Origin of the sequence: Primorskyibacter sp. S187A (assembly GCF_049800955.1) — a bacterium.
Classification (GTDB): domain Bacteria; phylum Pseudomonadota; class Alphaproteobacteria; order Rhodobacterales; family Rhodobacteraceae; genus JAKVBH01.
The window spans coordinates 383,117-407,634 of record NZ_JBNAGA010000002.1; the positions used below are offsets into that span (position 1 = coordinate 383,117).

The 24,518-nt window shown below is 53.1% G+C and carries 24 protein-coding genes; 10 read left to right on the forward strand and 14 right to left on the reverse strand.

Annotated features, from left to right (window positions below):
* Positions 1–17: 17 nt before the first annotated feature.
* Together flgC and ACP15S_RS12835 are read right to left on the reverse strand one after the other, a co-directional pair.
* On the reverse strand, positions 18–410 hold the full coding sequence (flgC, locus tag ACP15S_RS12830) for a flagellar basal body rod protein FlgC (RefSeq protein WP_425040033.1): 393 nt from the start codon (positions 408–410) through the stop codon (positions 18–20).
* Positions 411–426: 16 nt separating this feature from the next.
* Complete coding sequence (locus ACP15S_RS12835; RefSeq protein ID WP_425040034.1) at positions 427–807, reverse strand: FlgB family protein; 381 nt, start codon at positions 805–807, stop codon at positions 427–429.
* Positions 808–892: 85 nt separating this feature from the next.
* Between ACP15S_RS12835 and ACP15S_RS12840 the strand changes: the two genes are divergently transcribed.
* Complete coding sequence (locus ACP15S_RS12840; protein ID WP_425040035.1) at positions 893–2,251, forward strand: FliI/YscN family ATPase; 1,359 nt, start codon at positions 893–895, stop codon at positions 2,249–2,251.
* Between the two features lies 1 nt (position 2,252).
* Here the strand turns inward: ACP15S_RS12840 and ACP15S_RS12845 are convergent, their stop codons facing one another.
* The 6 genes from ACP15S_RS12845 to ACP15S_RS12870 all read right to left on the reverse strand — a co-directional run bounded on the left by ACP15S_RS12845 (position 2,253) and on the right by ACP15S_RS12870 (position 6,057).
* Positions 2,253–3,113: a DUF1217 domain-containing protein gene (locus ACP15S_RS12845; RefSeq protein ID WP_425040036.1), complete on the reverse strand. Its 861-nt coding sequence runs from the start codon at positions 3,111–3,113 to the stop codon at positions 2,253–2,255.
* Entirely contained in the window at positions 3,047–3,451 is a 405-nt protein-coding gene (flbT, locus tag ACP15S_RS12850) for a flagellar biosynthesis repressor FlbT (protein WP_425040037.1), read from the reverse strand. The genes ACP15S_RS12845 and flbT overlap by 67 nt, the downstream gene beginning before the upstream one ends.
* Complete coding sequence (flaF, locus tag ACP15S_RS12855) at positions 3,448–3,825, reverse strand: flagellar biosynthesis regulator FlaF (RefSeq protein WP_425040038.1); 378 nt, start codon at positions 3,823–3,825, stop codon at positions 3,448–3,450. Before flaF ends, flbT begins: the two co-directional genes overlap by 4 nt.
* A gap of 82 nt (positions 3,826–3,907) precedes the next feature.
* Positions 3,908–5,230: a flagellin gene (locus ACP15S_RS12860; RefSeq protein ID WP_425040039.1), complete on the reverse strand. Its 1,323-nt coding sequence runs from the start codon at positions 5,228–5,230 to the stop codon at positions 3,908–3,910.
* Between the two features lie 195 nt (positions 5,231–5,425).
* The gene (locus ACP15S_RS12865) at positions 5,426–5,785 is read right to left on the reverse strand and encodes a flagellar biosynthesis protein FlgN (protein ID WP_425040040.1); all 360 of its coding nucleotides are present in this window, start codon (positions 5,783–5,785) and stop codon (positions 5,426–5,428) included.
* Positions 5,782–6,057, reverse strand: coding sequence for a rod-binding protein (locus ACP15S_RS12870; protein WP_425040041.1), 276 nt, complete (start codon positions 6,055–6,057; stop codon positions 5,782–5,784). Before ACP15S_RS12870 ends, ACP15S_RS12865 begins: the two co-directional genes overlap by 4 nt.
* 110 nt (positions 6,058–6,167) lie before the next feature.
* On the opposite strand from ACP15S_RS12870, the gene ACP15S_RS12875 reads away from it, so the two are divergent.
* Both ACP15S_RS12875 and ACP15S_RS12880 read left to right on the forward strand, forming a co-directional pair.
* Positions 6,168–7,799 carry a flagellar hook-length control protein FliK gene (locus ACP15S_RS12875; RefSeq protein WP_425040042.1) on the forward strand — a complete coding sequence of 544 codons (1,632 nt, stop codon included), beginning with the start codon at positions 6,168–6,170 and terminating at the stop codon, positions 7,797–7,799.
* Between the two features lie 9 nt (positions 7,800–7,808).
* Positions 7,809–8,465: a flagellar hook capping FlgD N-terminal domain-containing protein gene (locus tag ACP15S_RS12880; RefSeq protein WP_425040043.1), complete on the forward strand. Its 657-nt coding sequence runs from the start codon at positions 7,809–7,811 to the stop codon at positions 8,463–8,465.
* Between the two features lie 87 nt (positions 8,466–8,552).
* Here the strand turns inward: ACP15S_RS12880 and ubiB are convergent, their stop codons facing one another.
* Together ubiB and ubiE are read right to left on the reverse strand one after the other, a co-directional pair.
* A complete protein-coding gene (gene ubiB, locus ACP15S_RS12885) occupies positions 8,553–10,085 on the reverse strand; it encodes a 2-polyprenylphenol 6-hydroxylase (RefSeq protein WP_425040044.1) in 1,533 nt (510 codons plus the stop codon).
* A gap of 4 nt (positions 10,086–10,089) precedes the next feature.
* Entirely contained in the window at positions 10,090–10,842 is a 753-nt protein-coding gene (gene ubiE, locus ACP15S_RS12890; protein WP_425040045.1) for a bifunctional demethylmenaquinone methyltransferase/2-methoxy-6-polyprenyl-1,4-benzoquinol methylase UbiE, read from the reverse strand.
* A 79-nt stretch (positions 10,843–10,921) separates the two neighbouring features.
* On the opposite strand from ubiE, the gene mutM reads away from it, so the two are divergent.
* The 7 genes from mutM (at position 10,922) to gyrB (ending at position 19,672) form a co-directional block, all read left to right on the forward strand.
* Positions 10,922–11,773 carry a bifunctional DNA-formamidopyrimidine glycosylase/DNA-(apurinic or apyrimidinic site) lyase gene (gene mutM / locus ACP15S_RS12895; protein ID WP_425040046.1) on the forward strand — a complete coding sequence of 284 codons (852 nt, stop codon included), beginning with the start codon at positions 10,922–10,924 and terminating at the stop codon, positions 11,771–11,773.
* 62 nt (positions 11,774–11,835) lie between these two features.
* Positions 11,836–12,612, forward strand: coding sequence for an enoyl-CoA hydratase (locus ACP15S_RS12900; protein WP_425040047.1), 777 nt, complete (start codon positions 11,836–11,838; stop codon positions 12,610–12,612).
* 141 nt (positions 12,613–12,753) lie between these two features.
* Entirely contained in the window at positions 12,754–13,017 is a 264-nt protein-coding gene (gene rpsT, locus ACP15S_RS12905) for a 30S ribosomal protein S20 (RefSeq protein ID WP_425040048.1), read from the forward strand.
* Between the two features lie 396 nt (positions 13,018–13,413).
* Positions 13,414–14,772, forward strand: coding sequence for a chromosomal replication initiator protein DnaA (dnaA, locus tag ACP15S_RS12910; protein WP_425040049.1), 1,359 nt, complete (start codon positions 13,414–13,416; stop codon positions 14,770–14,772).
* A 160-nt stretch (positions 14,773–14,932) separates the two neighbouring features.
* Positions 14,933–16,051 (forward strand): DNA polymerase III subunit beta, encoded by a 1,119-nt coding sequence (dnaN, locus tag ACP15S_RS12915; RefSeq protein ID WP_425040050.1) that lies wholly within the window; start codon positions 14,933–14,935, stop codon positions 16,049–16,051.
* 3 nt (positions 16,052–16,054) lie between these two features.
* Positions 16,055–17,164 carry a DNA replication/repair protein RecF gene (recF, locus tag ACP15S_RS12920; RefSeq protein WP_425040051.1) on the forward strand — a complete coding sequence of 370 codons (1,110 nt, stop codon included), beginning with the start codon at positions 16,055–16,057 and terminating at the stop codon, positions 17,162–17,164.
* A 90-nt stretch (positions 17,165–17,254) separates the two neighbouring features.
* A complete protein-coding gene (gene gyrB / locus ACP15S_RS12925; RefSeq protein ID WP_425040899.1) occupies positions 17,255–19,672 on the forward strand; it encodes a DNA topoisomerase (ATP-hydrolyzing) subunit B in 2,418 nt (805 codons plus the stop codon).
* Between the two features lie 25 nt (positions 19,673–19,697).
* Here gyrB and ACP15S_RS12930 read toward each other — a convergent pair whose 3' ends face one another.
* The 4 genes from ACP15S_RS12930 to flgK all read right to left on the reverse strand — a co-directional run bounded on the left by ACP15S_RS12930 (position 19,698) and on the right by flgK (position 24,504).
* A complete protein-coding gene (locus tag ACP15S_RS12930) occupies positions 19,698–20,867 on the reverse strand; it encodes a M24 family metallopeptidase (RefSeq protein WP_425040052.1) in 1,170 nt (389 codons plus the stop codon).
* Positions 20,868–20,933: 66 nt separating this feature from the next.
* Positions 20,934–22,046 carry a flagellar basal body P-ring protein FlgI gene (locus ACP15S_RS12935; protein ID WP_425040053.1) on the reverse strand — a complete coding sequence of 371 codons (1,113 nt, stop codon included), beginning with the start codon at positions 22,044–22,046 and terminating at the stop codon, positions 20,934–20,936.
* Positions 22,043–23,050, reverse strand: coding sequence for a flagellin (locus ACP15S_RS12940; protein ID WP_425040054.1), 1,008 nt, complete (start codon positions 23,048–23,050; stop codon positions 22,043–22,045). Before ACP15S_RS12940 ends, ACP15S_RS12935 begins: the two co-directional genes overlap by 4 nt.
* 2 nt (positions 23,051–23,052) lie before the next feature.
* Positions 23,053–24,504 (reverse strand): flagellar hook-associated protein FlgK, encoded by a 1,452-nt coding sequence (gene flgK / locus ACP15S_RS12945; protein ID WP_425040055.1) that lies wholly within the window; start codon positions 24,502–24,504, stop codon positions 23,053–23,055.
* Between the last annotated feature and the right edge of the window lie 14 nt (positions 24,505–24,518).

The following is a 24,518-nucleotide window of genomic DNA, read 5'->3' on the forward strand; positions in this document are numbered from 1 at the left end:
CTGGCATTCCTTTCAGTTTATCTGCGCAGCAATTCCATCAGGCTAGATGACATTTGCCGCGTTTGATCGAAGACCTTCAAATTGGCCTCGTAGCTACGCTGCGCTTCGCGCGCGTCAGCAATCTCGATGATGAGGTCCACATTAGATCCCTCGTAATTCCCGCTTTCATCAGCCAAGGGGTGCGACGGATCGTAAATCTGTGTCAGCTCCGCCCGATCAAGGCGGACGCGCCCAATCTCTACAGCGCCGGGGGTGCTGTCGCCTCCACCTGCAACTTCAAACGGAACCGTTTTTCGGCGAAACCCGGGCGTATCGGCGTTTGCGATATTCTCGGACACAAAGCGTAAGCGCTGGGCTTGCGCCTTCAAACCCGATGACGTGAGTGACAATGCATCTGAAAATCCAGACATAACGAAACTCCTTTGATCAAGAACGCCCAATGCTGGCGCGCAGCACGGTCATGGAGTGGCGATAAATTGCGAGTGCGCGATCATGCTGTCGTTTGACATCAACGGCGCGCAGCATTTCTTCTTCGACAGAAACACCATTTCCGTTTGGCGATGTTGCTGTGCTTTTCACGTCTGTGACTTGCGCCTGTACTCCGGTGCCGGCGGCGTTCAAGTGAGAGGCGCGTGTTGCACGCAACATCGCCTCACCACGAAAGGATTGTGAAAAACTCGATAAGTCCTTGGGCGTAAACCCAGGTGTATCCGAGTTCGCCATATTGCGTGCGACCAACGCCTGTCGTTCGCCTGCGTGACGCGCCATCGCATGTGAAATGCGAAAAAGTTCTAGATTTTCAAACATCGGGGCTTCTCCCTCGATTGGCTTCAATCAAGGTTTAACCCTGATTCCTTTAGAAACAGTTTTCAGAAGCTGAAGGAAGCGCACGATGGATGATACAAAACTGGACTCGATGCTTGCGGAACTGAAAATGATGCGATCCACGCGACCACAAGGCCGTGTTTGCGGAGTCCAACCAGACGGCATCATGGTGAGCGGACTTGGCCGATTTGCCCGTATTGGCGATAGAGTTGAAATCAATATCGCTGGCGGCGCGTGTCTTTCAGGCGAAATCGTCAGCTTGCGAGAAAGCCATTTGGTCGTGCTGCCAGATGGGCCCTCCGATGGCGTTTCATTAGGTGATGCGGCTTTGCTGAGCCCCGACCTAAAGATTTTTCCTTGCGACGCTTGGAAAGGCCGCGTCATTGATCCCAATGGAAAATCCATGGACAATCAACCGTTGCCTCGGGGATCCACTGGTCTCAGAGTGTACCGCGATCCGCCCAACGCCGTTTATCGAAAGCGTTTGGGGCAGCGTCTTGATACCAAAATGGCTGTGCTCAACACGCTGCTTCCTATTGTGGCAGGACAGCGGATTGGCTTGTTTGCGGGATCAGGTGTTGGGAAGACAAGTCTTCTAGGGCACTTGGCGGCTCACATGCAGGCGGATGTGGTTGTCATCGCGCTGATCGGCGAACGTGGTCGTGAAGTACGCGACTTTATTGATCGCACTTTGGGGCCGGAAGGAATGGCGCGATCAATCATTGTTGCAGCAACCTCGGACCAACCTGCTCTGACACGGCGCCAGTGCGCGTACACGGCAATGACCATTGCAGAGTATTTTCGAGATCTTGGATGCTCTGTGCTTTTTTTGGCGGACTCGATCACCCGTTTGGCGGAAGCGCATCGAGAGGTTGCCGTTTCTGCTGGAGAGCCTCCCTCGCTCCGCGGTTTTCCACCATCCATGACACACATGATCACGTCTCTTTGTGAGAGAGCTGGCCCAGGCGTGGATGGTTCTGGAGACATTACCGGCGTTTTTAGCGTCTTGGTCGCCGGATCAGACATGGACGAGCCAGTTGCCGATACTTTACGGGGTGTTCTGGATGGCCACATTATTTTGGACAGAAGCATTGCAGAGACAGGTAGGTATCCTGCGATCGATGTCGTTCGGTCGGTTTCTCGCAGCCTCCCACATGCAGCATCTGAAGACGAAAATTCGATGATACAGCGCGCACGAGCGCTGCTATCGTCGTATTCAAAGTCAGAAACGATGATCCGCGCTGGCCTATATTCAGAAGGTAATGATCCCACGCTTGATCAGGCCATGCGGGTCCACAAGGACTTCGAGGTTTTTTTAGCAAAACTGGAAGAACGAGGTATTCCCGCGTCGTTTCAAGCACTGCAATCAATCATCAGGTCCGCGGAAGCTTATGCACATGCTGCCAAAAGACCTAGCATACGTTGAGTTAGCCAGCGCCTTGTAGCAAAGTCAACGCCACGCTTGTCGATGAGAAGCTTGCTGAAAAGTCCGCAATTTGAGCTTGTAAGAGAAAGCGCTCCACAAAGCGTTCTGTCGTCTCCTCATTTTTGAAGTCGTTGATAGATTCAATGCCTAGTCTGCGCGACGAGAGATCCTTGATGGTTTCGAGCTGTTTTTCAATGTCAATTTGCCCAAAGCTCGTTGGCAACGCTAAAGCTTTTTCAAATACGGCTCTCAGAGGTGGGGTACCCAAGACCAAAAACCACTTTGTGTCTTCAGTAGAGTTTCGTGAGGCTATATCAGCAAGTTCACGCTTCGCGTTCAGCGCCAACCGCATTGACTCATCTTGGTCACCAACTGCAACTTCAAACTGTGAAGCACTGAAGCGCTCAACAATTTTTTGGGCAAAATCCGATTTACTCGTTTCTGCGCCAGTTATGTTGCCGAAACCAAACGCCCTCGCAAACTCTGTGTAGCGATCATCGGCTAGCCGGTTTGCCAACGATCGTGGATCATCTGTGCCACCTTCAAGAACCTTTTGGATGAAGGCTTTGCTATTAATGTCATCTTGCAAGCCAAAAGCGCCAAGCGCTACCCTTAGCAAGCGACGATCGGCTACTAATTCCTCGGCCGACTGTATTGATGAAATTTGTTTGCTGAAGTAATCCGTATCCCTTTGATTCAAAGGCGACGCCGTAAACGCGTCCAATTGCCTATCAATCGTTTGGTTGAGGTACCTCCAGCCGGTCAAACCTCCGGAAGGGATAATGGGCTGAAAAGTCATGGTTTTGAAACCGCCAGCAACCTGTCTTCTCTTGGAATGAGTAAACGCAAAAACTTCAAACACTGATAGTATTGTTCAGCCAAAAGTGCGTTTGTTGCCGCTGTGAGGGTCTTTCGACTATCTACGTCAGTGAAAATGCGGCTAAGCTCTTCAATACGACGCAGAAGCTGGTGCTTGGCCTCTTTCGGATTAGCGTCACCAGTCAAGATGAGTTGTGTCGCGTAGCAAACGCGTCTCACCGGTGTTTTCGCGTCTTCTGGATGTATCGCATCTTTTAAACGAAGAATATGCGCATTGGGCGAGACAACCGATATACGACTACGACGATCGCCATTCTCCAGAACAGCGCCATTAATTAGAACCCTTTCCTTTGGGCTCAGTTTCAACACGAGACCACTCATGGTGTGCTCCCCTCGTTTCTCAAACCACGCAGAATGGCTGTGTTTATCTCGAGCAGAGGCCTGATATCAGCAACGCCAGCTAGTACTTGTGCGGCGTGACGCTTGGAAAACTCTGCCAAATAAAAGATTTGCGCACGAACTTGGTTGGGAAGTTCGTTCGATTCATCAGCCACGTTCGCAGCAAGCGTTGTCCAAAGCCTATTGTTTCGATGGATTGCTTCAGCCAACCTTGCGAAGTTTTCCTTCTTCGATATTTCAGCGCTCCGCAACTCATGTGTGACGCGCGCCACAACATCGTACTCAACGGCGCGGGGCGTTTTGGTGGCCGTCGTAGGTGACGCGTAGGCGCGTTGCGCCAAAGCATGGGCGTTCATCGCGCATCCTTCCTAGGTATTTGGGGAAAATCGTAAGGTGAAGGGGTTAGGAGCGCGAACTTTCGCGCTCCTAACGTCAGTATTACCGGAAGAGCGACAGGAGCGACTGAGGAGCCTGGTTCGCAATCGACAGAGCCTGCACAGACAACTGCTGCTGAACCTGCAGGGCCTGAAGACGAGCCGAAGCTTCTTCCATATCGGCATCTACCAATGTGCCAATGCCAGACTTCAGAGCATCTGTCAGACCAGAGACGAAACTCTGCTGAGTTTCAATCCGACCTTGCGCAGAACCAAACTCAGCGGCGGCATTGATCGAAGTTTGGAGCAAGCCTTCAATGTCCAAAAGAGCAGCTTCAACACCATCATCAGTTGCAACCGAAATGTCGGCAAGATCTTCCAGACCACCACCGATTGTCGTACGTGCGGCATCATATTCGTATTCATTGTATGCTACACTGAAGTTGTCACCGGTGAAGTCAGCGCCCGTAATCGAGACCTGATTTCCATCTGAAGTTGCAGAAATCGTCCCTTCGTAGTCCAGGCCTTTGTCTTCACGGACATATTTGTTGAAGGCCTTAGCCAAACCAGCAGCGACGTCCGCGGCAGTATCACCATCCCGTGCAACATACACAATGTCATCGAGAGCCGACGTGTTGCTCAGGCTTCCATCAGGAGAGCCCGCACCTGTTGCTGACGCAGAGATAGCAATCGTAAAGGCCGTACCAACTTCAACAGCTTCACCAGCCGAACCGCCGATGGTTGTGTTTACTGTAGGAGCTGCGCCAGTGGCGCCTGTGACAGCACCTGCAGCCGCGTCACCAACGCCCGCAATGCTGTTGTTAGCGGCGCTGAGAGCCGTAGCACCGGCAGCCAAACCTGCAGCCTCCGTGCCAAGGTCTTGCTTGCCAATTCCAATGTCAGAAGCATCGACACCACTACCGCTTCGATCGAGAGAAGCCAAAACGTTAACGGTGCCAGAACCCGCTTCAGAGTCTTTGTTGGACAGAAGATTCAAGCCGTTGAATTGAGCAGCACCGACAACAGAATTGATCTGGTTGCGGAGCGCATCAATATCGGACTGGATTTTATCGCGATCAACGTTTTCTTCCTGTGCCGCAACAATCTTACCCTTCATCTGAGTAAGAAGATCTGTAACCGTTTCAGCACCTTGGCGTGCAACTGCGACTGTGGACTGTCCGAGCGAAAGGCTATCAGAGATACCCTTGAAGCTTTCGACGTCAGACTCCATGACTTTGGAGATTGCCCAAACCGCTGCATTGTCTTTGGCGCTCGACACCGACTTACCGGTTGAAATTGCGTTCTGGGTCTTCGCAAGATTTGCGTTAACGCCTTTCAGCGTTTGCAGTGCAACCATGGCACTATTGTTAGTCAGAATGCTGGACATACTTTTTCCTTTAGTAAGGGCGCTTTTGCACCATCAGTTTTTTGCCTTTATGGGCTCGAAGCGTCTTTCTGACAGATACTGACCGCAATTGCGGCAGTGCCACTCCACTAAGAGTGCCCGGCAAAGATGTCCGGTATTCGCTAATAGTTCCCTAACTTAGGATGGCATCAAACATCTGATTTTATTCAATTTCAATCAAGCCCGGCGCTCGATCGATTGCTTTGTTTTTTCAATGGTTTGCCGTTGTCCATGCGCATCATAGGTGTCGAGCTGCTGCTTTACCTTTTTCATCGCCGCAATACGATCCGCAACATTTTGAATGCCTTTCAGCGCTTCATTAAGCAATTCTTGGTTGCGTAAGGCACTCGTACGCAAGGAGGAAAGCTCCTTTTGAACAGCTGGCCCTGCGGCTAACAACTCGTTAGAAAGACTCTCTTTTTCTGGCAACAGCTCCTCTATCTCCAGAAGCGCCCCGCGCAGCAACGCGTCGTGTTCCTTGTCAAGCATTTCCTCGACACGTGCCACCAACTCGCGATTGTCCGATACTTTCGTCATTTTTCGAGTTTTCCTTTCATTGAATGGAAGAATGCCTCTGCGAGACCAATACCGCCGGCTTGCACCATATTTTTCGCCTGCGCTTCACGCAAAAAAGACGCAAACTGTTCCTCGCCCAACCCACCAGTGAAGTCACTGTTTCCAGTGCCTCCCAAGCCGGAGGATTTGAGCATTTCAGCCAGAAAACTTGCCTCAAGATCTTGGGCGGCTTGCCAAATCCTACGATCACCTGGACTGACGCTCTGCGCGATAATCGGGTTAATCTTTTCCATCCGGAGTAACTCCAATTTGAAGTGTTTCGTCGGTTATGCGCTGCTCAAGTTAAAAAAAAGGTAACCGTGTCATGTCATGGAGGAGCAGCGAAGAACTCGTGAGGCCATACATGACCATGAATTTTCTGAACGTAGAGGGCAGTACCAAAGCGCATGGCAAACATGCGTCTAGGGAAGTCTCGACTGACCCAGAGCAACTCGATGACGAAAATACTTTTTTTGCTTCCTTGGAATCCGAAGCAGGTCATTCGAAATACGAGGAGATGCTAAATCGTCGCAACAGCAACGAAGTGGTAGGTGTGGCATCTGGCGACGAAAGCCCAGATACTGGTGTTCCAAAAAGCGCCCCAGGATTTCTTGCTCCACAAGATAGTGTTAATACGTTGAAAGACGTCGAGGGTAGTAAAAACGCCCCTGAACCGACTGATGGCGAACCAACTTCCAAGAACGCAGACAATCAATTTGACACGGGAATAACAGTCGAATTCACTTCCAAGACATCAACCACGCTTGCTGAAACTATTATTTCAAATAAGACAGGCTTTTTGGCCCCCATAAAAGATTCCAGAGCTCAAGAGACAGGCCGTAATACAGCGACGTCATTTGATCCCGTTACTGCTGAAGGAATACCGACTAAGAAAGCAGTGGATTCAGCGGGGTCAATTACTGTTCCTCAAGTTACAATTAACAAACAAAACCGTCAAAGCTTGGTTGAGCACGTACATCTGCATGCGTTCCCCAAGAACGTCATTCGGCAGTCCGAAGCGCTAGCAGGCGATATCGATGAAACGAAACCGAGTTTGGAGATGCGGGTTGCATCACGCGAAAATGCAAACTTGGCAGCATCACTCGGCCAAGCATTGAGCCAAAGTATTATTGGGAATTCGCAGCCAAAAACGGAACAGTCGACATTTTCGTCGAAAGCGCTTCTCAACAGCGATACCGTTCCAGACCGAATTCTGACCAACGCCGAACTTGGTAGTGTTGGTGCGCCGAAGAATCCAACCTTGACTACACTACCCACATTTGTTGAGCGCGATACCGCATCGGCGACGCATGACTTCAAACCAATTCGTGATCACGGGAATTTTGCAAGCAGATCATCAGATTATCCCGCGGCAAGCCCTCCACCTGTTCAATCGATTATTGGTGGCAACTCAAGCGTGCCAACTCAGGCACAAATGAACACCATGGCAGCAGATACAACAACAAGTGTTATGCTTGAAGTAGACGAAGCTGGGTATGACAAAATGAGCCTCAAGACAGACTTGCCTGTCACGAGCTCCAGTATCCAGCGGGTCGAGCTTCATTCAGCGCTTGCAGGGCCTTTACAGGGAACACCCAGGACCGAAGTACTCCGCTCTATTTTTGTTCAGATAGCGCAGAATGGGTCAATAGGATCATCAGACACGATCGAGGTCCGTTTGTCTCCCGAAGAATTGGGATTGGTCAAATACCGCATTTCCGCGACTGAGACGGGAACGATCATTGTCGTTTCGGCAGACCGCCCCGATACGCTTGATCTACTCAGGCGCAACGCTGCCGATTTGATGGCAGAGTTTAATGCGATGGGACTGGATGCCTCTGATCTCAGCTTCCTCGACAGCGACGTTGACGGTGAAGACCACGGATCGGGTCAAAAAGCCCAAAACAACCAAACGAAAGATGACGTGATGGAAGACGGCGCAGCCGTCATCTCTCAGTCGATTGTTGGAACAAGCGGCCTCGATATCAGGCTTTAGGAGATAGTGATGGACATTCAAGCAGCCAGCCAAGCCGTGGCATCGCAAAACAGCGCAAAAGCGGGCGAAACGCGCACGAAGTTAACGTCGGACTATGAAATGTTTCTCAAAATGCTGACGACACAAATGACGAACCAAGACCCACTAAACCCTGTCGATTCCTCGGATTACGCTGTTCAGTTGGCGACCTTCTCATCGGTTGAACAACAGGTTTTGACCAACGAACTTTTATCGGACCTAACCGCGCGGTTTAACTCAGCAGGCTTGTCGGACCTGGGAAACTGGATTGGTCGAGAAGTAAAATCGGATGCTCCCGCATATTTTTCTGGCCAGCCGATAACCATTGCTCCGACGAGCCGACCCGATGCTGACACATCAAAGCTCATTGTGCGGGATCAAAATGGAGCAAATGTGCAAGAACTTGCACTCGGAGCTAATCCGGGGCTGCTTGAATGGGCCGGTGTAAGCGCTGACGGGTCCCCTCTTCCGTTTGGCCAATACACATTCCACGTCGCACACTTTCAAGGCGAAGAGCTTGTCTCTGAAGAGGCTATTGGAAGCTACGCGAGGGTCATGGAAGCCAGAACAGAAGCTGACGGCACACAACTCGTCCTGCCCGGCAATGTCCTTGTGTCACCAGATAGCATTACTGCCATTCGGTCGTGATGACCAAACGGCCCTGAGACCAATGGCAATATTTCCGATACAAAATACGCGCGCTCATTGAGTGAAATACAAGGTGCGCGTGATTTTCTAGGAAAAAGCCATCAGCAGCAACAAGACACTGACACCACCTGCTAAAGCCGCCGCTGCCAATGCGCCTAGCGGCGGCTTGGTAGCCTGGTTGGATCGATCATCATGTTCTGCCTGAGCAATCAGTGCCTTTTCTACCAGCCGCGGCAGCCGCGGCCCGAAACGCGCCATGACTTGAGCCGTCTTTGCAAGGTCAGACAATAGAGCCTGTGGTCCAACGCTGCGGCGAATGTAGTCTTCAACAATAGGTTGGGCGACCTCCCAAATGTTCATGTAAGGGTTCATGGACCGTGAAACCCCTTCAACAACAACCATCGTTCGTTGCAACAAAATGAGCTCAGTACGTGTTTCCATCCCAAACCGCTCAGTCACCTCAAAGAGGTAGCTCAACAGCCGCGCCATGGAAATGCGCGTCGCATCCATACCGAAGATGGGTTCGCCGACGGCCCGCAAAGCCCGTGCAAACTCCTCAACATCTCGGTCAGCCGGGACATACCCCGCCTCAAAGTGCACCTCGGCGACACGCTTGTAATCACGCCGAATGAATCCGAAGAGGATTTCGGCGTAGACGCGTCTCGTGTACTCGTCGATGTAGCCCATGATGCCAAAATCATACGCGATAATGTCGCCATTCGTGGACACCTTGAGATTGCCTTGGTGCATATCTGCGTGAAAGAAGCCGTCCCTCAAAGCGTGCTTCAGAAAGAGTTGGAGAACACGCTTCGAGAGTTCGACGCGATCCAAACCAGCGGCATCGATAGCATCATTATCCCCAAACGGAATACCTTCCGCCCATCCAAGCGTCATGACGCGTTTTCCGGACAGGTTCCACTTAACCTGGGGGAGCTGGAACCCTTCGTCATTCGCCGTATTCGCCGCAAATTCGGAAGCGGCCGCACTTTCGAGCCGCAGGTCAAGCTCTCCCATCACAACGCCTTCAAAATGCGTGATGACGTCAATCGGCCGCAGGCGTCGTGCGGAGGGCGCCAACAGCTCGATCATGCGCGCAGCAAGGTAGAACGCGTCGATGTCTTTTCGAAAAGCGCGCTCGATACCCGGGCGCAAAACCTTCACAGCCACAGTTTCGCCAGTGTCTGACAGCCTCGCCTTATGAACTTGAGCAATCGACGCGGCAGCCACCGGTTCGCTGAATTCCGAAAACAAACCTTCGACTGATATGCCCAGATCGGTTTCGATGCTCTTCTTGGCAACATCGAGAGAAAAGGGCGGCAGCTTGTCTTGAAGCACGCGGAGCTGGACGGCCAATTCATCACCGACCACGTCCGGGCGCGTCGACAGAACCTGTCCAAACTTAATGTAGGCGGGGCCCAAAGCGGTTAACGCGCGGGTCGCTGGCGGCATGGACGTATCACCTTTGTAACCCAGCCACTGGAACGGCCAACCCAAGATCTTGGCCACCACGCGCAACGCCGGTGGCGCTTGAAACGCATCCAGCACCACGTTCATCGCGCCCGTGCGCTCCAAGGTTGCGCCGGTTCGGATCAGGCGCAGAATGTTGTGGGGGCCACGCATCTGATCAAATCTTCCAAGCTGAGTGCAGGCACGCGACACCCATCGTGAGATTGCGATACTTCGCTTGTGCGAAGCCTGCTGCTTTTATCATCGAAAGGAAGGTTTCCTGATCCGGGAATTTGCGGATCGATTCGACGAGATATTGATAACTGTCGCGATCATTGGCAATCATCCGACCCATCTCTGGGATGACGTTGAATGAGTAGCGATCATACGCCCATTGCATGGCCGGATTGGGGATCTGGCTGAATTCCAGGATCATCAAACGCCCGCCAGGACGAAGAACGCGAAAGGCCTCTCCGAGCGCATCTTGCGGGCGCGTGACATTCCGGATGCCGAAGCTGATCGTGTAGACATCAAAGCTATTGTCATCAAACGGGAGCGCCATTGCGTCGCCAACAACCCAGCTGAGTTGATCCGTCAGGGTTTCGGCTTCCGCGCGCTTGCGACCCTCAACCAACATGGGCTCTGTCAAATCAAGCACCGTCGCATGGCCATAGCCCGCGCGTTTGAGAAATCTGAAAGACACATCACCCGTGCCACCGGCAACATCGAGAAGACGCTGGCCGGGACGCGGGGCCAGCCAATCCATCATTGCATCTTTCCAAACGCGATGAATGCCCATGGACATGACATCGTTCATCACATCGTAGCGCGATGCCACGGAATTGAAGACACCCTGCACCCGTCCGGCCTTTTCCATCTCCGGAACCGTTTCAAACCCGAAATGCGTTGTTTTTTCCGTGTCTTGCGTCATCAGCCTTGTCGTCCTTTCGCTTCACCCTTTCTTATAGGGCGGCGAGCCCGCGATACAATGCGGCATCAAGGAGAAGCCCGTGCCAGAACTTCCCGAAGTCGAAACAGTGCGTCGCGGCATGTCGCCTGCCATGGTGGGGGCCAAAATCGAAAGAGCCGACATCAATCGGCCTGACTTGAGATGGCCCTTTCCACCCAAAATGGCAGAACGGCTTCAGGGTCAAGTCGTGATGCAACTCCGGCGCAGATCCAAATATCTGCTCGCGGATTTGTCCAGCGGGGAGAGCCTTCTGATTCATCTTGGTATGTCTGGACGGATCCTCATCACAGGGACCCAGGTGGGAAGCTTTGTCAAAGAGCATGCAGCTCCCGAGAAACACGACCATGTCATTTTACAAATGGACAACGGCGCGCGCATCACATTCAACGACCCTCGGCGTTTCGGCGCCATGGACCTGCTGCCTACAGCACAGGAAGAAACACACTTTCTGCTCAGGTCTTTAGGCCCGGAGCCACTCGGAAATGCGTTTCACGAGGACTATATGGCCCGGGCGCTGGAAGGGCGAAGTACGCCCATGAAATCTGCGCTCCTTGATCAAAGGATCGTGGCCGGTCTTGGCAACATCTACGTCTGTGAAACGCTGTTTCGAGCCGGAATTTCCCCCAAGCGAAAAGCGCGCAACGTCTCCAGAAAACGTGCGGGGCAGCTCGTTCCGATCATCCGGGATGTTCTGGGTGAGGCGATTGAAGCGGGGGGGTCCTCGCTTCGGGATTTTCGGCAAGCTGATGGAGAACTGGGGTATTTTCAACACAGTTTCGATGTCTATGGGCGCGAAGGCGAACCCTGTCGAAATGCTGGCTGTGACACACTTATTCGGCGGATTGTCCAATCCGGGCGGTCGAGTTTCTTTTGCCCGAAATGTCAAAGGTAGTTGATTGCCCCACCCCAAATGCTAAGCAATAAGGCCGAGAGACCAGCGGGAGCGCCTATCAGATGGCCTATGAAACGATCATCGTCGACGTCGATGACCACGTCGCCACGATCACCTTGAACAGACCAGATGCGCTCAATGCGCTCAACTCGCAGCTGTTGGGCGAACTGGCCCATGCGCTGGATGACGCCGGAGAGAACCAAAAGGTCCGATGCATCGTTCTGACCGGCTCTGCGAAAGCCTTCGCCGCAGGGGCGGATATCAAGGAGATGTCTGAAAAGAGCTTTGTCGAAGCGTTTCGATCAGATCTGTTTTCGGCTGAGCATGAAGCCGTGATGCGCGTGCGAAAGCCCGTTATCGCGGCAGTGTCCGGATATGCGCTTGGGGGTGGCTGTGAGTTGGCTATGATGTGCGATTTCATCATTGCGTCGGACACAGCAAAATTTGGCCAGCCAGAAATCAATCTCGGCGTCGTCGCCGGGATCGGCGGCACACAAAGGCTGACGCGTCTGGTCGGCAAAGCCAAATCGATGGACATGCACCTGACGGGCCGTTTCATGGACGCGGAGGAAGCGGAACGCGCAGGGTTGGTGAGCAGGATCGTGCCGGCCAAGAAACTTCTGGAAGAAGCCCATAGTGCTGCGAAAAAGATCGCCGAAAAATCCATGGTCACCACGATGGCTGTGAAAGAAGCCGTGAATCGCGCGGAAGAAACCACGTTGCGCGAAGGCATCCTCTTTGAGAAACGCCTGTTCCACGCGATGTTTGCGACGGAAGATCAAAGTGAAGGCATGTCTGCGTTTCTGGAGAAACGCGAAGCGCAGTTCCGGGATCGCTAATGGCTTGCATTCTTGCGCCGAATCCGTAAGTAAGCCCCATCACATGCGCGTGCAGCCCGCTTTGGCTTGATCTTTTCGAGACCTGAATTTGCAGGGCTTCGTCACGCAATTTTTGAGTAGACATGAAAAGGTCAAACGCACATGGCAAATTCGCCCCAAGCTAAGAAGCGCGCTCGTCAGAACGAGAAGCGTTTTGCGGTCAACAAAGCCCGCCGGTCACGAATCCGGACATACCTTCGCAAAGTCGAAGAAGCGATCGCTTCGGGCGACAAAGACGCAGCCGTCGCTGCTTTGCGCGCGGCGCAGCCCGAGCTTATGCGCGGTGTGACAAAGGGTGTTTTCCACAAGAATACTGCCTCGCGAAAAATGTCGCGTCTTGCATCACGCGTCAAAGCGCTGAGCTGATTCAGCAACAATCGTTGGTGTTTGAAAGGCGCTCTTTTCGGAGCGCCTTTTTTGTTTTCGTGCAGTTTGGCTGGGTTACGAGATTCTTTTCCGACTTGGCGTGAGTCAAGCGCTAAGAGTTGTTGAAGGGCCCGCGTCGCTCTTGGTAACTTCCTTCCAGCGAGTCACATCGCCATGGGGGGACAGGAGTAGCTCAATCTCTCGGCAACAGAGGGAACTGTGCGAGGCGTTTGTCTTGCTCTGCAGCAGGTACGACCAGTCCAATAAATGTTGGTGCATGCACCGAACAATACAACTCCTTGGCATCTGCCATCTGCGGCAGGTGAACGATGTCGTTTGCTTTGAGGTCAGGCGCGGTGGGGCGTCGTGGCTGGGACAACTGCATTGCGGGGTAAAATGACAAAAGATCAGTGGGGCGCTCTTCAGCAGGATCTGAAAGAGTCGATCGGAGCAAGTAACTATAAAAACTGGATCGAGCCACTTGGCTTCGAAGGCTTGGAAAACGGGGTCGCGACTTTTGCCGTACCGACAAGCTTTCTCGGCAATTACGTTTCTCGGAACTACGGCGATCTGCTGCTTTACAAAATGACCTCGTCAGGCGCGAGCGTCAGGCGTATCGAATTCACCGTACCTGCCAACACTGCCGCGCGCCCTGCGTCGACAGGACAATCACAGAGCACGCCCCAGATGATGCACACACCCGCCTCCGATGTTCTGCCCAGCGCCCCGCTGGATAAGCGTTTTACCTTCGACGCCTTCGTAGTCGGCAAACCCAACGAGCTTGCCCATGCCGCGGCCCGTCGGGTTGCGGAAGGGGGCGAGGTTACGTTCAATCCGCTCTTTTTGTATGGTGGCGTCGGACTGGGCAAAACACACTTGATGCATGCCATCGCCTGGGAGCTGCAAACGCGTCATCCGCATTTGAATGTTCTGTATCTGTCAGCCGAACAATTCATGTATCGCTTTGTCCAAGCCTTGCGCGATCGCAAGATGATGGACTTCAAGGAACTCTTCCGCTCGGTCGATGTTCTTATGGTGGACGACGTTCAGTTCATTGCGGGCAAGGACAGCACGCAAGAAGAATTCTTCCATACGTTCAACGCACTTGTCGATCAAAACAAGCAGATCATCATTTCCGCAGATCGCGCGCCCGGTGAAATCAAGGATCTTGAAAGTCGGATTGCCTCTCGCTTGCAAAGCGGCCTCGTCGTGGACCTGCACCCGACCGATTTTGAGCTCCGCCTCGGCATTCTGCACTCCAAGCTTGCAACGCATCGCGCGACTTATCCTGAGCTTGAGATCGAAGGTAAGGTTCTGGAATTTCTGGCGCATCGCATTTCGACGAATGTGCGGGTTCTTGAAGGTGCTCTAACGCGGCTTTTCGCCTTTGCGTCGCTTGTCGGCCGGCCGATCAATCTGGAACTGACACAGGATTGTCTGGCGGATATTTTGCGCGCCTCGGAACGTAAAATCACGATCGAGGAAATTCAGCGCAAGGTCGCGGAGCACTACAATATCCGGTTATCCGAACTGGTGGGGCCCAAGAGGCTTAGGGTTTTTGCGCGGCCTCGGCAGGTTGCCATGTATTTGTGCAAACAACTCACATCCCGGTCTTTGCCAGAAATCGGTCGCCACTTTGGCAAGCGCGATCATACAACAGTGATGCACGGCGTCCGCCGAATTGAAGAGCTTAAAACACAAGACGGACAAATCGCCGAAGATATCGAAATGCTGCGCCGGGCTTTGGAAGCCTGACAATTCCAAGAAAGTGCCCCCTCACAGCCATTGCGAGGGGGCAATGCCTTGACCCTCCCCCAAAAGCATTAGAAACCTTTTGTCATGGGGTAAGAAAGCAGTTGGACCCAGACCCAACAAAGGCTAGCTTGCCGGTCCCGAAGGTTCGGAGGGTCAAGGGATGAAGGTCAGCATAGAACGCGGCACATTGCTCAAGGCGGTGTCTCAGGCGCAATCCGTTGTCGAGCGGCGCAACACGATACCGATTTTGGCAAACGTTCTGATCGAAGCGGAGGGTGATACGGTCCAGTTCCGCGCGACTGATCTTGATATCGAAGTTGTCGATAAAGCTCCTGCGCAAGTCGAGCGGGCGGGATCGACAACAGTCTCCGCTGTCACTTTGCATGAAATTGTACGCAAGCTGCCCGATGGAGCGCTGGTTGCCCTCACCGATGATGGCGCCTCTGGTCGATTGACCGTGGAAGCCGGCCGTTCCAACTTCTCGCTTGCCACGCTGCCCAAAGAAGACTTCCCCGTCATGGCCAGCTCGGAATATGCGTCCAACTTTTCCGCGCCAGCCCCGGTCTTGCGCCGTTTGTTCGACAAGTCCAAATTCGCGATCTCGACAGAAGAGACCCGCTACTACCTGAACGGCGTCTATATGCACATCTCTGATGCCGAAGGCGGACAGGTGCTTCGTTGTGTGGCCACCGATGGCCACAGACTCGCGCGCATCGATGCTGAACTGCCTGACGGCGCAGCGGAAATGCCAGGCGTCATCGTTCCGCGGAAGGCCGTGGGGGAGTTGCGCAAACTTCTTGATGATGACGACATGCAGATCGCCGTCAGCGTGTCAGAGACAAAAGTGCGCTTTGCAACACCGGACATCACGCTCACCTCGAAAGTGATCGACGGAACATTCCCGGACTACACCCGCGTCATTCCGGCAGGCAACACGCGCAAACTCGAGGTTGATGCGGCGGATTTCGCGAAAGCCGTTGACCGTGTGGCCACTGTCAGCTCGGAGCGCTCACGCGCCGTCAAACTGCAGCTTGACGAGGACCGCGTCGTCCTGTCCGTAAATGCGCCGGACAGTGGCGCCGCGGAGGAAGAACTTGCAGTGGCTTACGGTGATGAGCGGCTCGAAATTGGTTTTAACGCCAAATACTTGCTTGAAATTGCCAGCCAGGTTGATCGGGAGAATGCTGTGTTCCTTTTCAACTCCTCCGGCGATCCCGCACTCATGCGTGAGGGCAACGACACGTCCGCAGTTTACGTCGTGATGCCAATGCGTGTCTGAGCCTTGGCTCAGCTCGCGCTCACCTCTCTGATCCTGTCTCATTTCCGATCTCACAAGCGTGTTGCATTGGAATGTGATGCGCGGCCCGTGGCCCTCGTCGGCAGGAACGGAGCGGGCAAAACCAATATCCTGGAAGCTGTTTCGCTGTTTTCTCCCGGCCGTGGCCTGCGTCGCGCGAGCGCCGAAGATATGACCCGGCGACCCGAAGCGCTGGGCTGGACACTCAAAGGGGAGCTCGTTTCCCCTGACCGCACCAGAGAGATCAAAATCCAAAGCCAGCAAAGTGCCGCACGGCAATTGTGGGTTGATGAAAAGGCGACAGCTCAAACAGCTCTCGGTACCTTCTCTCGCATCTTGTGGCTGGTGCCATCCATGGATCGCCTTTGGATCGAAGGCGCGGAAGGCCGCAGACGTTTCCTCGACCGGATGACGCTGTCTTTCTTCCCAAACCATGCAGAGGCAACGCTCGCCTATGATAAGGCTATGCGTGAGCGCAACCGGTTGCTGAAGGATCAGGTGCGCGACGCAAGCTGGTATGACGCGCTTGAGATGCAAATGGCAACGCACGGCGCTCGGATCACTCAGGCACGCCATGACGCTGTCGCGCGTATCCTTGGGGCCCAGATGCAAGCCCAAACGGCCTTTCCTGTGTCTGATCTGACACTTGTCCATCCGGACACGGAATTGCCCAGAGACCCAAGCGGTCTCCGCGCTGCGCTTGAAGAGGCGCGACCGCGCGATTTGATGGCCGGGCGTTGTCTCGTGGGGCCCCATCGGGTGGATATGCTGGGCACCTATGTGACGAAGAATACCCCGGCGAAAGACTGTTCGACGGGTGAGCAAAAGGCATTGCTCATCTCCCTGATCCTCGCCAATGCGCGCGCCCTCAGAAGCGAATTCGAAGCTGCGCCCATCGTCCTTCTTGATGAGGTCGCAGCGCATCTCGATGAAACGCGCCGTGCCGCGCTCTACGATGAGATCTGCTCACTGGGGTCACAGGCGTGGATGACAGGAACCGAGCTCTCCCTGTTCTCGGATTTTGGCGCACGCATGCAGGCTTTTGAGGTCCGCGAAGAAGACGGCGCGTCCAGCATCGCGGAAATCAGCATCTAACAGACGCGAAACCACAAAATCTTGTGCCATCCACGTGACATTCCTGTGGATAATGCGTATATTTTGTCATCAAACAGAGCAAGGCAGCGCATGTCAGACGCAGAACAGCAATCCGCCGACTATGGCGCCGATTCCATTAAGGTTCTCAAAGGGTTAGAAGCGGTTCGAAAACGCCCTGGGATGTATATTGGCGATACCGATGATGGTTCGGGCCTGCACCACATGGTCTATGAAGTTGTCGACAACGGTATCGATGAGGCTCTTGCTGGCCATGCCGATTATGTTCACGTCAAAATTCACGCTGACAGCTCCGTGTCCGTGCGCGACAATGGCCGCGGCATCCCTGTAGATATTCACGAAGAAGAAGGCGTGTCCGCCGCTGAAGTCATCATGACCCAGCTGCATGCTGGCGGAAAATTCGACAGTAACTCCTACAAAGTCTCTGGGGGCCTGCACGGCGTTGGCGTGTCGGTTGTGAATGCTCTGTCCGTTTGGCTGGAACTGCGCATTTGGCGCGATGGTAAGGAGCATTTCGCGAAATTCGAACATGGCGACACGAGCGAGCATTTGCGCGTCGTGACCGAGGCCGAAGGTCAGTCCGGAACGGAAGTCAGGTTTCTCGCCTCAACCGAAACCTTCTCCAATCTGGAATATTCATTCGAAACCTTGGAAAAACGGCTGCGCGAATTGGCGTTTCTCAATTCCGGTGTGCGCATTATTCTTGAGGATGAAAGACCTGCGGAAGCGCTGCGCACCGAGCTCTACTACGAAGGCGGCGTGCGAGAGTTCGTGAAATTTGTCGATCGCTCGAAAACGTCTGTCATGTCGGATCCGATCTACGTGAATGGCGAACGCGACGATATCGGTGTCGAAGTCGCCATGTGGTGGAACGACAGCTATCATGAAAACGTTCTGCCCTTTACGAATAACATTCCCCAACGCGATGGCGGTGCGCACGTTGCGGGTTTCAGGGCGGCTTTGACCAGAACGATTACACGCTATGCGCAGCAAACCGGGATCGCCAAGAAGGAGAAGGTCAACTTCACAGGCGACGATGCCCGCGAGGGTTTGACCTGCGTCTTGTCTGTCAAAGTGCCGGATCCCAAGTTTTCATCCCAAACCAAGGACAAACTCGTTTCCTCAGAGGTGCGCCCCGCAGTCGAAAACCTGGTTGGCGAAAAGTTGTCGGAGTGGTTCGAGGAAAACCCCAATGAAGCCAAGATCATTGTTGGGAAAATCATCGAAGCCGCGCTTGCCAGGGAAGCCGCACGCAAAGCCCGCGAATTGACGCGTCGAAAGACTGCGATGGACGTCAATTATCTGGCAGGCAAGTTGAAGGACTGCTCGGAAAAAGATCCGTCAAAGACAGAAGTCTTCCTTGTGGAGGGTGATAGCGCTGGCGGGTCTGCACAAACGGGCAGAGACCGGCGCACGCAAGCTGTTTTGCCCTTACGCGGCAAAATCCTGAATGTTGAGCGCGCACGTTTTGATCGTATGCTGTCCAGTCAGGAAATTGGCAATCTTGTCATGGCCTTGGGAACGGGCATTGGCCGAGATGAATTCGATATCTCGAAACTTCGCTACCATAAGATCGTGATTATGACCGATGCGGATGTCGACGGCGCCCATATCCGGACCCTGCTGCTGACCTTCTTCTACCGGCAGATGCCAGAACTCATCGAAGGCGGATATCTCTACATCGCTCAGCCTCCTTTATATAAGGTGGCGCGCGGTAAATCTGAGGTTTACCTAAAAGATCAGATGGCGCTGGACGACTACCTCATTCAACAAGGGATCGACGGCGCAGTGCTTCGTTTGAGTTCTGGCGAAGAGATCGCCGGTCAAGACCTTGCACGCGTCGTTGACGAAGCCCGTCAACTCAAACGCGTTATCGATGCGTTTCCAACGCACTATCCCCGGCATATTCTCGAGCAAGCCGCCATCGCGGGCGCATTTGTTCCCGGCGCTGTGGACCGCGACCTTCAGGGTGTTGCAGATAAAGTTGCTGCTCGGCTCGATCTGATCTCCGAAGAATATGAGCGCGGTTGGTCAGGACGGATCACGCAAGACAAGGGAATACGTTTGGCGCGTATCTTGCGAGGTATTGAAGAGGTGCGGACTTTGGATGGACCAATGCTCCGGTCTGGTGAAGCACGCCGAACAGGCAGTTTTTCTGATGCCCTTCACGAAATCTACGCGTTGCCGTCAACGCTTGTCCGCAAAGATCGTATGCAGACAATTCTAGGCCCCCTTACGCTACTTTCCTCAATTCTTGAAGAAGGCGAGAAGGGCCTGAGCCTGCAACGCTACAAGGGGTTGGGCGAAATGAATCCCGACCAATTGTGGGAGACCACTCTGGATCCCGACGCCCGCACTTTACTACAAGTTCAAGTTGACGACGTTACAGAAGCAGATGACATTTTTTCCAAACTCATGGGAGACGTCGTCGAACCGAGACGTGAGTTCATTCAAACCAACGCTCTGAGTGTAGAAAACCTGGACTTCTAGGCTTTGGCGTCACCTTCGGCACCAACTACAATAGATTTGGAAGCTTTTGAGGGGCTCGTTTGGACAACAGGCGTGCCCCATTTGCTTCCACAACAATGTTTTCTTCATGGACCATAATTTTTCCATCCCCGTAGGACATTGCAGGCTCTAGAGTCAGGACCATATTCTCCTTCAATTCTGTCTCATCAAAACTTGCAAGCGATGGCTGTTCAGTCAGCTGAATTCCCAGCCCATGTCCCAATCGGCCAATGTCTGAGACTTCTGAAGATGCTTTTGAGACAACCTTTGACATCGCATTGAAGACATCGAAGGCGGATTTTCCAGGTTTGATGGCTTCAAGCCCCGCTTCCGTTGCATCCCATAGAACTTCATATACGTGATGAACTTGATCACTGACGTGACCCAGACGCCAGTTGCGATCGAAATCGCAGTAATAGCCATCCCAAGTCAGACCTGTATCAAGCATCAGCACGTCTCCTTGATGCAAAGGCCTCCGAGACGGCGGCGATATCACGTTCCGATAGCCGCCCTGATCCGAAGCGCCTACCAAATAGGGAACGTTGTCGGCACCAAGAGCCAAAGCACAGCGTTTGAATTCGCGAAAAAGCGCCTCCAGTGACATAGCGGGTTTGAAAAGACTGGGGATTTGCTCAAAAGCGGCGGACCCTATCTCACAAGCAGCAGACACTTTTTCGATCTCCGTAGGAGATTTTATCATGCGGATTGACTGGATTTGCTTTGTTGCGTCAGCGACGCGCATGCCCGGCAAACCGTTTATCAAGCGCTCCCAGTCAGCGAGGGGCATTCGAAGATAGGTTTCATGTCCTTTCATGACACCGATTGCCGCATTCCTTTGAGAGAAGGGTAACAACAAGTCGGTTAACAGTGAAATTCCGTCATCTTCAGGGCAAGGGGCCGGCCATGTGCGAATGTCACTCACCCAAGTGTCGCGCATCAAATCCGCGCCGATCTCAGGAATTATCGCCGTTGGGTTACCCTCGCTTGGAACAAACAAAAACCAAGACCTCGTAGGGCTCAGCCAAAACTGCGTCTGGAAACCTGCAAAATACTGAATTTCAGGTTCACTCATAACAAGCAAACCGTCCAGTTCGTGCATTTGGAGTGCTTCCTGAGCCCGGGCTATTCGTGTCTTAAATTCAGCTCTTTCAAACCCGCGACTCGGTAGATCAATCATTTAGGTTTGAGACCTCTTGCAAAATCAGACTTCAAGTCGAGAGACCCAGAACTCGCTTCTTAAGGTTTACCTTACAATAAACTCCGCATGCAAAGCACCTGCCGCTTTTATTGTTTTCAGGATATCTATCATATCGCGCGGTGAAACACCCAACGCATTCAAACCAGCGACAACTTCTGAGAGGCTTGTCCCTTCAGGAACTTCCGCCAAATTTATCCCTGGATCTTCATCGATACCAACATTTGTGCGAGGAACGACGACTGTTTCACCATCTGCGAAAGGGTTGGGTTGAACAGCTATGGGCGCCTCTTCAATTCGGAGCGTTAAGTTTCCTTGTGAAACAGCAACGCGCGAAATTCGTACATCTTCACCCATGACAATCGTTCCCGATCGCTGATCAACGACAACACGCGCTTTCCTTTGGGGTTCGACGGCAATATTTTCAATTCTACTCAAAGCATGCGCTGTGGACCTTTGGCGTGTCCGGGAAATATCAACCGAAACGGTTCCTGAATCTTCCATTTCAGCAACGCGGCGACCGAATGCACGGTTGATTGCCCGCTCAATCCGTTCAGCCGTTGTAAAATCTGGCTCGCGCAGAGCAAGCCTAATCTGTTCCAAACTGCCTAAGGCGAAATCAACCTCGCGCTCCACCCGCGCCCCGCTAGGAATGGTTCCAGCGGTAGGTACACCCTGCACAACCGCCGCAGCATCTCCTTCGGCGGCGACCCCACCAGCGATGATCGTACCTTGAGCAACTGCATAAATTTGGCCATCAGCAGCATTGAGCGGCGTCATTATCAGGGTACCACCGAGTAAAGAATTGGCATCGCCTATGGCTGAGACAGTTACATCTATAGTCGAACCTGCCCGAGCAAAGGGCGGGAGGCTTGCAGTAACCAAAACCGCAGCAACGTTTTTTGGGCGAAATTGCTCACCAGTAACATTGACGCCCAATCGCTCTAGAATAGTAGACATGATCTCCTCGGTGAAAGGAGAGTTACGCAATCCGTCTCCCGTACCATTCAAGCCAACGACGAGCCCGTATCCGACCAGATCGTTCCCTCGCACTCCATCAAATTCGACAAGATCCTTGATGCGAACAGACGATGCTTGGGCGAGGCCAGAGAAGCACAGCGTGAAAACCAAAAACGCTTTTATCAAAAATCCCAATCTCATCTCATGAACTCCAAGAAGGATATGCCAGAAATTCGCACCGTTGCCGCGTAAACCAATTCGAGATTTGTGTTCACGTCTTCAAGCCGACTCGCGGCTTCGAACTTATCGACACCGATCAGGTCCAGCTTTGATTGCTCCGCTGCGCTGGCAGCCGCACTCAGCCTTACAGTTGCATCCTCGATCCGGCTTTCCGAGACGCCGATGCGAGACTGGATTCCAATCACATTATCTTTAGCCTCTAGAGCAACGGACCTGGACGAACTTACAAGGGACGTTTTGTCTGCCCGTGTGAGGGTCAAGGCGTCGGATGCGGCCACATAGGCGTAGGCTGCCGCTTTGAACACGTCTCGAATTGAGGCGTCATCTGCCCGTACTGCGAGATCTGTAGTTTCATTCTCGTCCAGATTGATGGGGGCAATATCTGACGCGCCGCCTTGGTAAATTGCGGCTTCAAACCCCCCGCCAACGTCAAAGTAACTTTCGATTGCAGCTTCGATGTCCGTCAAGTTTGTCGATCCCGCAACGGCGGCGTCTAAACCAGTCAACAGGTCTTCTGTGCTAGCGAGAGGCGCTGTAGCGACTTCCGTGCCTGAAAACAAATAGCGGCCACCAATACTGATATTCAGGCTGGAGATCGCAGCATCCATCGTGCCTATCGCCCGTTTACCCGCCAATTCAAGTACTTGATCCATTGACACTTCTGGTGTCACGGACAAATCGGAAAACAGTGATTGCGTACTATTCACGACAGATTCCAAGCTCACCTGCATCCCTTGAGCCCATTGAGCCGTTTCCCGATTGTTCTGGGCATAGCTTTCAAAGATGGACTGAAATCTGTTTAGGGATGCCAATTGAGACAGGTCCCCACGCAGTTTCTTGACAGGATTTGCAGAAACTCCATTGGTCAGCTCCTTCATCAGGTCAGGTTGTCTCGACCGCAACGACTTTGCCTGGTTTTGAGAAATCAGGCTTCTCGCCACGTCACTAATGTTCACAAAACTCATCTTCAAACAGCTCCAAGCAGTGTATCGAGCATTTCATCTACCGTTCGGATGACCTGGGCATTGGCTGCATAGGCTTTTTCGATGGCCATCAAGCGTTGTAGCTCGGTGCTGGAATCCACACCACGCTCGGCCTTTACGTTGGTAAGCACCGACTTTTGGGCATTCGATGACGCCAAAACCGCTTCGGACTGAGTTTTGCTCGTGGCCAGTACAGAGCCAACTCCCGACACGAGATTAACCAAACTCATGCTCGTACCAGCGAAGGAGCCAAATGAAATCACGCCAGACGTTGTCATCGAGTCCCTCAACCCTTGAACGAGTGAGGCATTCCCCGGATCCCCGCCTCCTCCGGACAAAAGTCCGTCTCTCAGGAGTTGAGAGTTTCCACCTGCGTTCAAGTCGATAGCAAGGTTCACTCTAATTCGATTACTGAAACCATCGATATTGGCAGCATCGACAACAACACCCGCATCAGTAAAGAACCCAAGGTCGGTTGGTCCTCTGGAGGGATCCAAAGCTGGATCATTAAAGCGTTGTGCAAAATCAAATGCAAAGGCATCAACTTCACGTTGGGCGGTGACAGCTGTTTTGTCACGAATGTCAAACAATGCGCCCAGCTCACCGCCAACAAACCGACCGCCAGACCCACTAGCTGGCATGGGCTCTCCAGCGATTGTGATTTGCTTCAAATCGCCAGCAGCCAACGACATGCCTGCCGTTATCTGGCCTGAAGGTTCGAATTCAAGAACCGCAGCCTTGCCATCAATCAAGCTGGCACCACCGACTGAATACACCGCGATCCTGTTGTTGTCGCGCTCAAAGACACGAATGTCAGTGATCGAAGACAGATCATCCAACAATGCGTCTCGCTGATCCAGAAGGGAAACCACGGATTCACTGTCATCCCTAAGAGATGCCAATCGCTCGTTTACAGTTTCGATGTCTTTCAGGATCGTATTTGTGCGTTCGACCCGGTTCTTGATCTGCGCGTCAGCGTTGCTGCGCTCAGCCTGAATTGACGCTCCTATATCGTTGAGCTTTGAGGCAACGTCCTTTGCGGCATAGGCAACGCTGTCCAATCTGGGTGTCAGATCCGGGCGCGTAGCAGCTGCCACCAGGCTTGTCTCGAACTCTGTTAGCTTTGTTTCCAGAGAGTTGACATCGCCCGTCAGTCCAAACGACGCGAAAACGCGGGAAGTTGACGCACTCTCCAGTTCGGCAGAAGACGACCGCGTATTCGCAAGACGCCAATCAGACAGAACCAAGGGGTTCGCTGCTCGAGTTACGCCAGCGAACCGAACCCCGCCCGTTACGCTGTTTTGCTCCAGTCGGATCTCTCTTCTTGTGAACGTCTCGTTGAGAGCGTTCGAAAGATTTGAACCTGTGACCCTGGCCGCAGCCGAAGAGGCGCGCAAACCCGAGAGAGCATTTGATAGAGCACCAGATAAGGACATGGCACGCCTCCTTT

Coding starts and splice junctions, on each gene's coding strand:
- flgC (WP_425040033.1), bottom strand. CDS start 410: ATGTCTGGATTTTCAGATGCATTGTCACTCACGTCATCGGGTTTGAAG.
- ACP15S_RS12835 (WP_425040034.1), bottom strand. CDS start 807: ATGTTTGAAAATCTAGAACTTTTTCGCATTTCACATGCGATGGCGCGT.
- ACP15S_RS12840 (WP_425040035.1), top strand. CDS start 893: ATGGATGATACAAAACTGGACTCGATGCTTGCGGAACTGAAAATGATG.
- flbT (WP_425040037.1), bottom strand. CDS start 3,451: ATGAGTGGTCTCGTGTTGAAACTGAGCCCAAAGGAAAGGGTTCTAATT.
- flaF (WP_425040038.1), bottom strand. CDS start 3,825: ATGAACGCCCATGCTTTGGCGCAACGCGCCTACGCGTCACCTACGACG.
- ACP15S_RS12860 (WP_425040039.1), bottom strand. CDS start 5,230: ATGTCCAGCATTCTGACTAACAATAGTGCCATGGTTGCACTGCAAACG.
- ACP15S_RS12865 (WP_425040040.1), bottom strand. CDS start 5,785: ATGACGAAAGTATCGGACAATCGCGAGTTGGTGGCACGTGTCGAGGAA.
- ACP15S_RS12870 (WP_425040041.1), bottom strand. CDS start 6,057: ATGGAAAAGATTAACCCGATTATCGCGCAGAGCGTCAGTCCAGGTGAT.
- ACP15S_RS12875 (WP_425040042.1), top strand. CDS start 6,168: ATGACCATGAATTTTCTGAACGTAGAGGGCAGTACCAAAGCGCATGGC.
- ACP15S_RS12880 (WP_425040043.1), top strand. CDS start 7,809: ATGGACATTCAAGCAGCCAGCCAAGCCGTGGCATCGCAAAACAGCGCA.
- ubiB (WP_425040044.1), bottom strand. CDS start 10,085: ATGCGTGGCCCCCACAACATTCTGCGCCTGATCCGAACCGGCGCAACC.
- ubiE (WP_425040045.1), bottom strand. CDS start 10,842: ATGACGCAAGACACGGAAAAAACAACGCATTTCGGGTTTGAAACGGTT.
- ACP15S_RS12900 (WP_425040047.1), top strand. CDS start 11,836: ATGGCCTATGAAACGATCATCGTCGACGTCGATGACCACGTCGCCACG.
- rpsT (WP_425040048.1), top strand. CDS start 12,754: ATGGCAAATTCGCCCCAAGCTAAGAAGCGCGCTCGTCAGAACGAGAAG.
- dnaA (WP_425040049.1), top strand. CDS start 13,414: ATGACAAAAGATCAGTGGGGCGCTCTTCAGCAGGATCTGAAAGAGTCG.
- dnaN (WP_425040050.1), top strand. CDS start 14,933: ATGAAGGTCAGCATAGAACGCGGCACATTGCTCAAGGCGGTGTCTCAG.
- gyrB (WP_425040899.1), top strand. CDS start 17,255: ATGTCAGACGCAGAACAGCAATCCGCCGACTATGGCGCCGATTCCATT.
- ACP15S_RS12930 (WP_425040052.1), bottom strand. CDS start 20,867: ATGATTGATCTACCGAGTCGCGGGTTTGAAAGAGCTGAATTTAAGACA.
- ACP15S_RS12935 (WP_425040053.1), bottom strand. CDS start 22,046: ATGAGATTGGGATTTTTGATAAAAGCGTTTTTGGTTTTCACGCTGTGC.
- ACP15S_RS12940 (WP_425040054.1), bottom strand. CDS start 23,050: ATGAGTTTTGTGAACATTAGTGACGTGGCGAGAAGCCTGATTTCTCAA.
- flgK (WP_425040055.1), bottom strand. CDS start 24,504: ATGTCCTTATCTGGTGCTCTATCAAATGCTCTCTCGGGTTTGCGCGCC.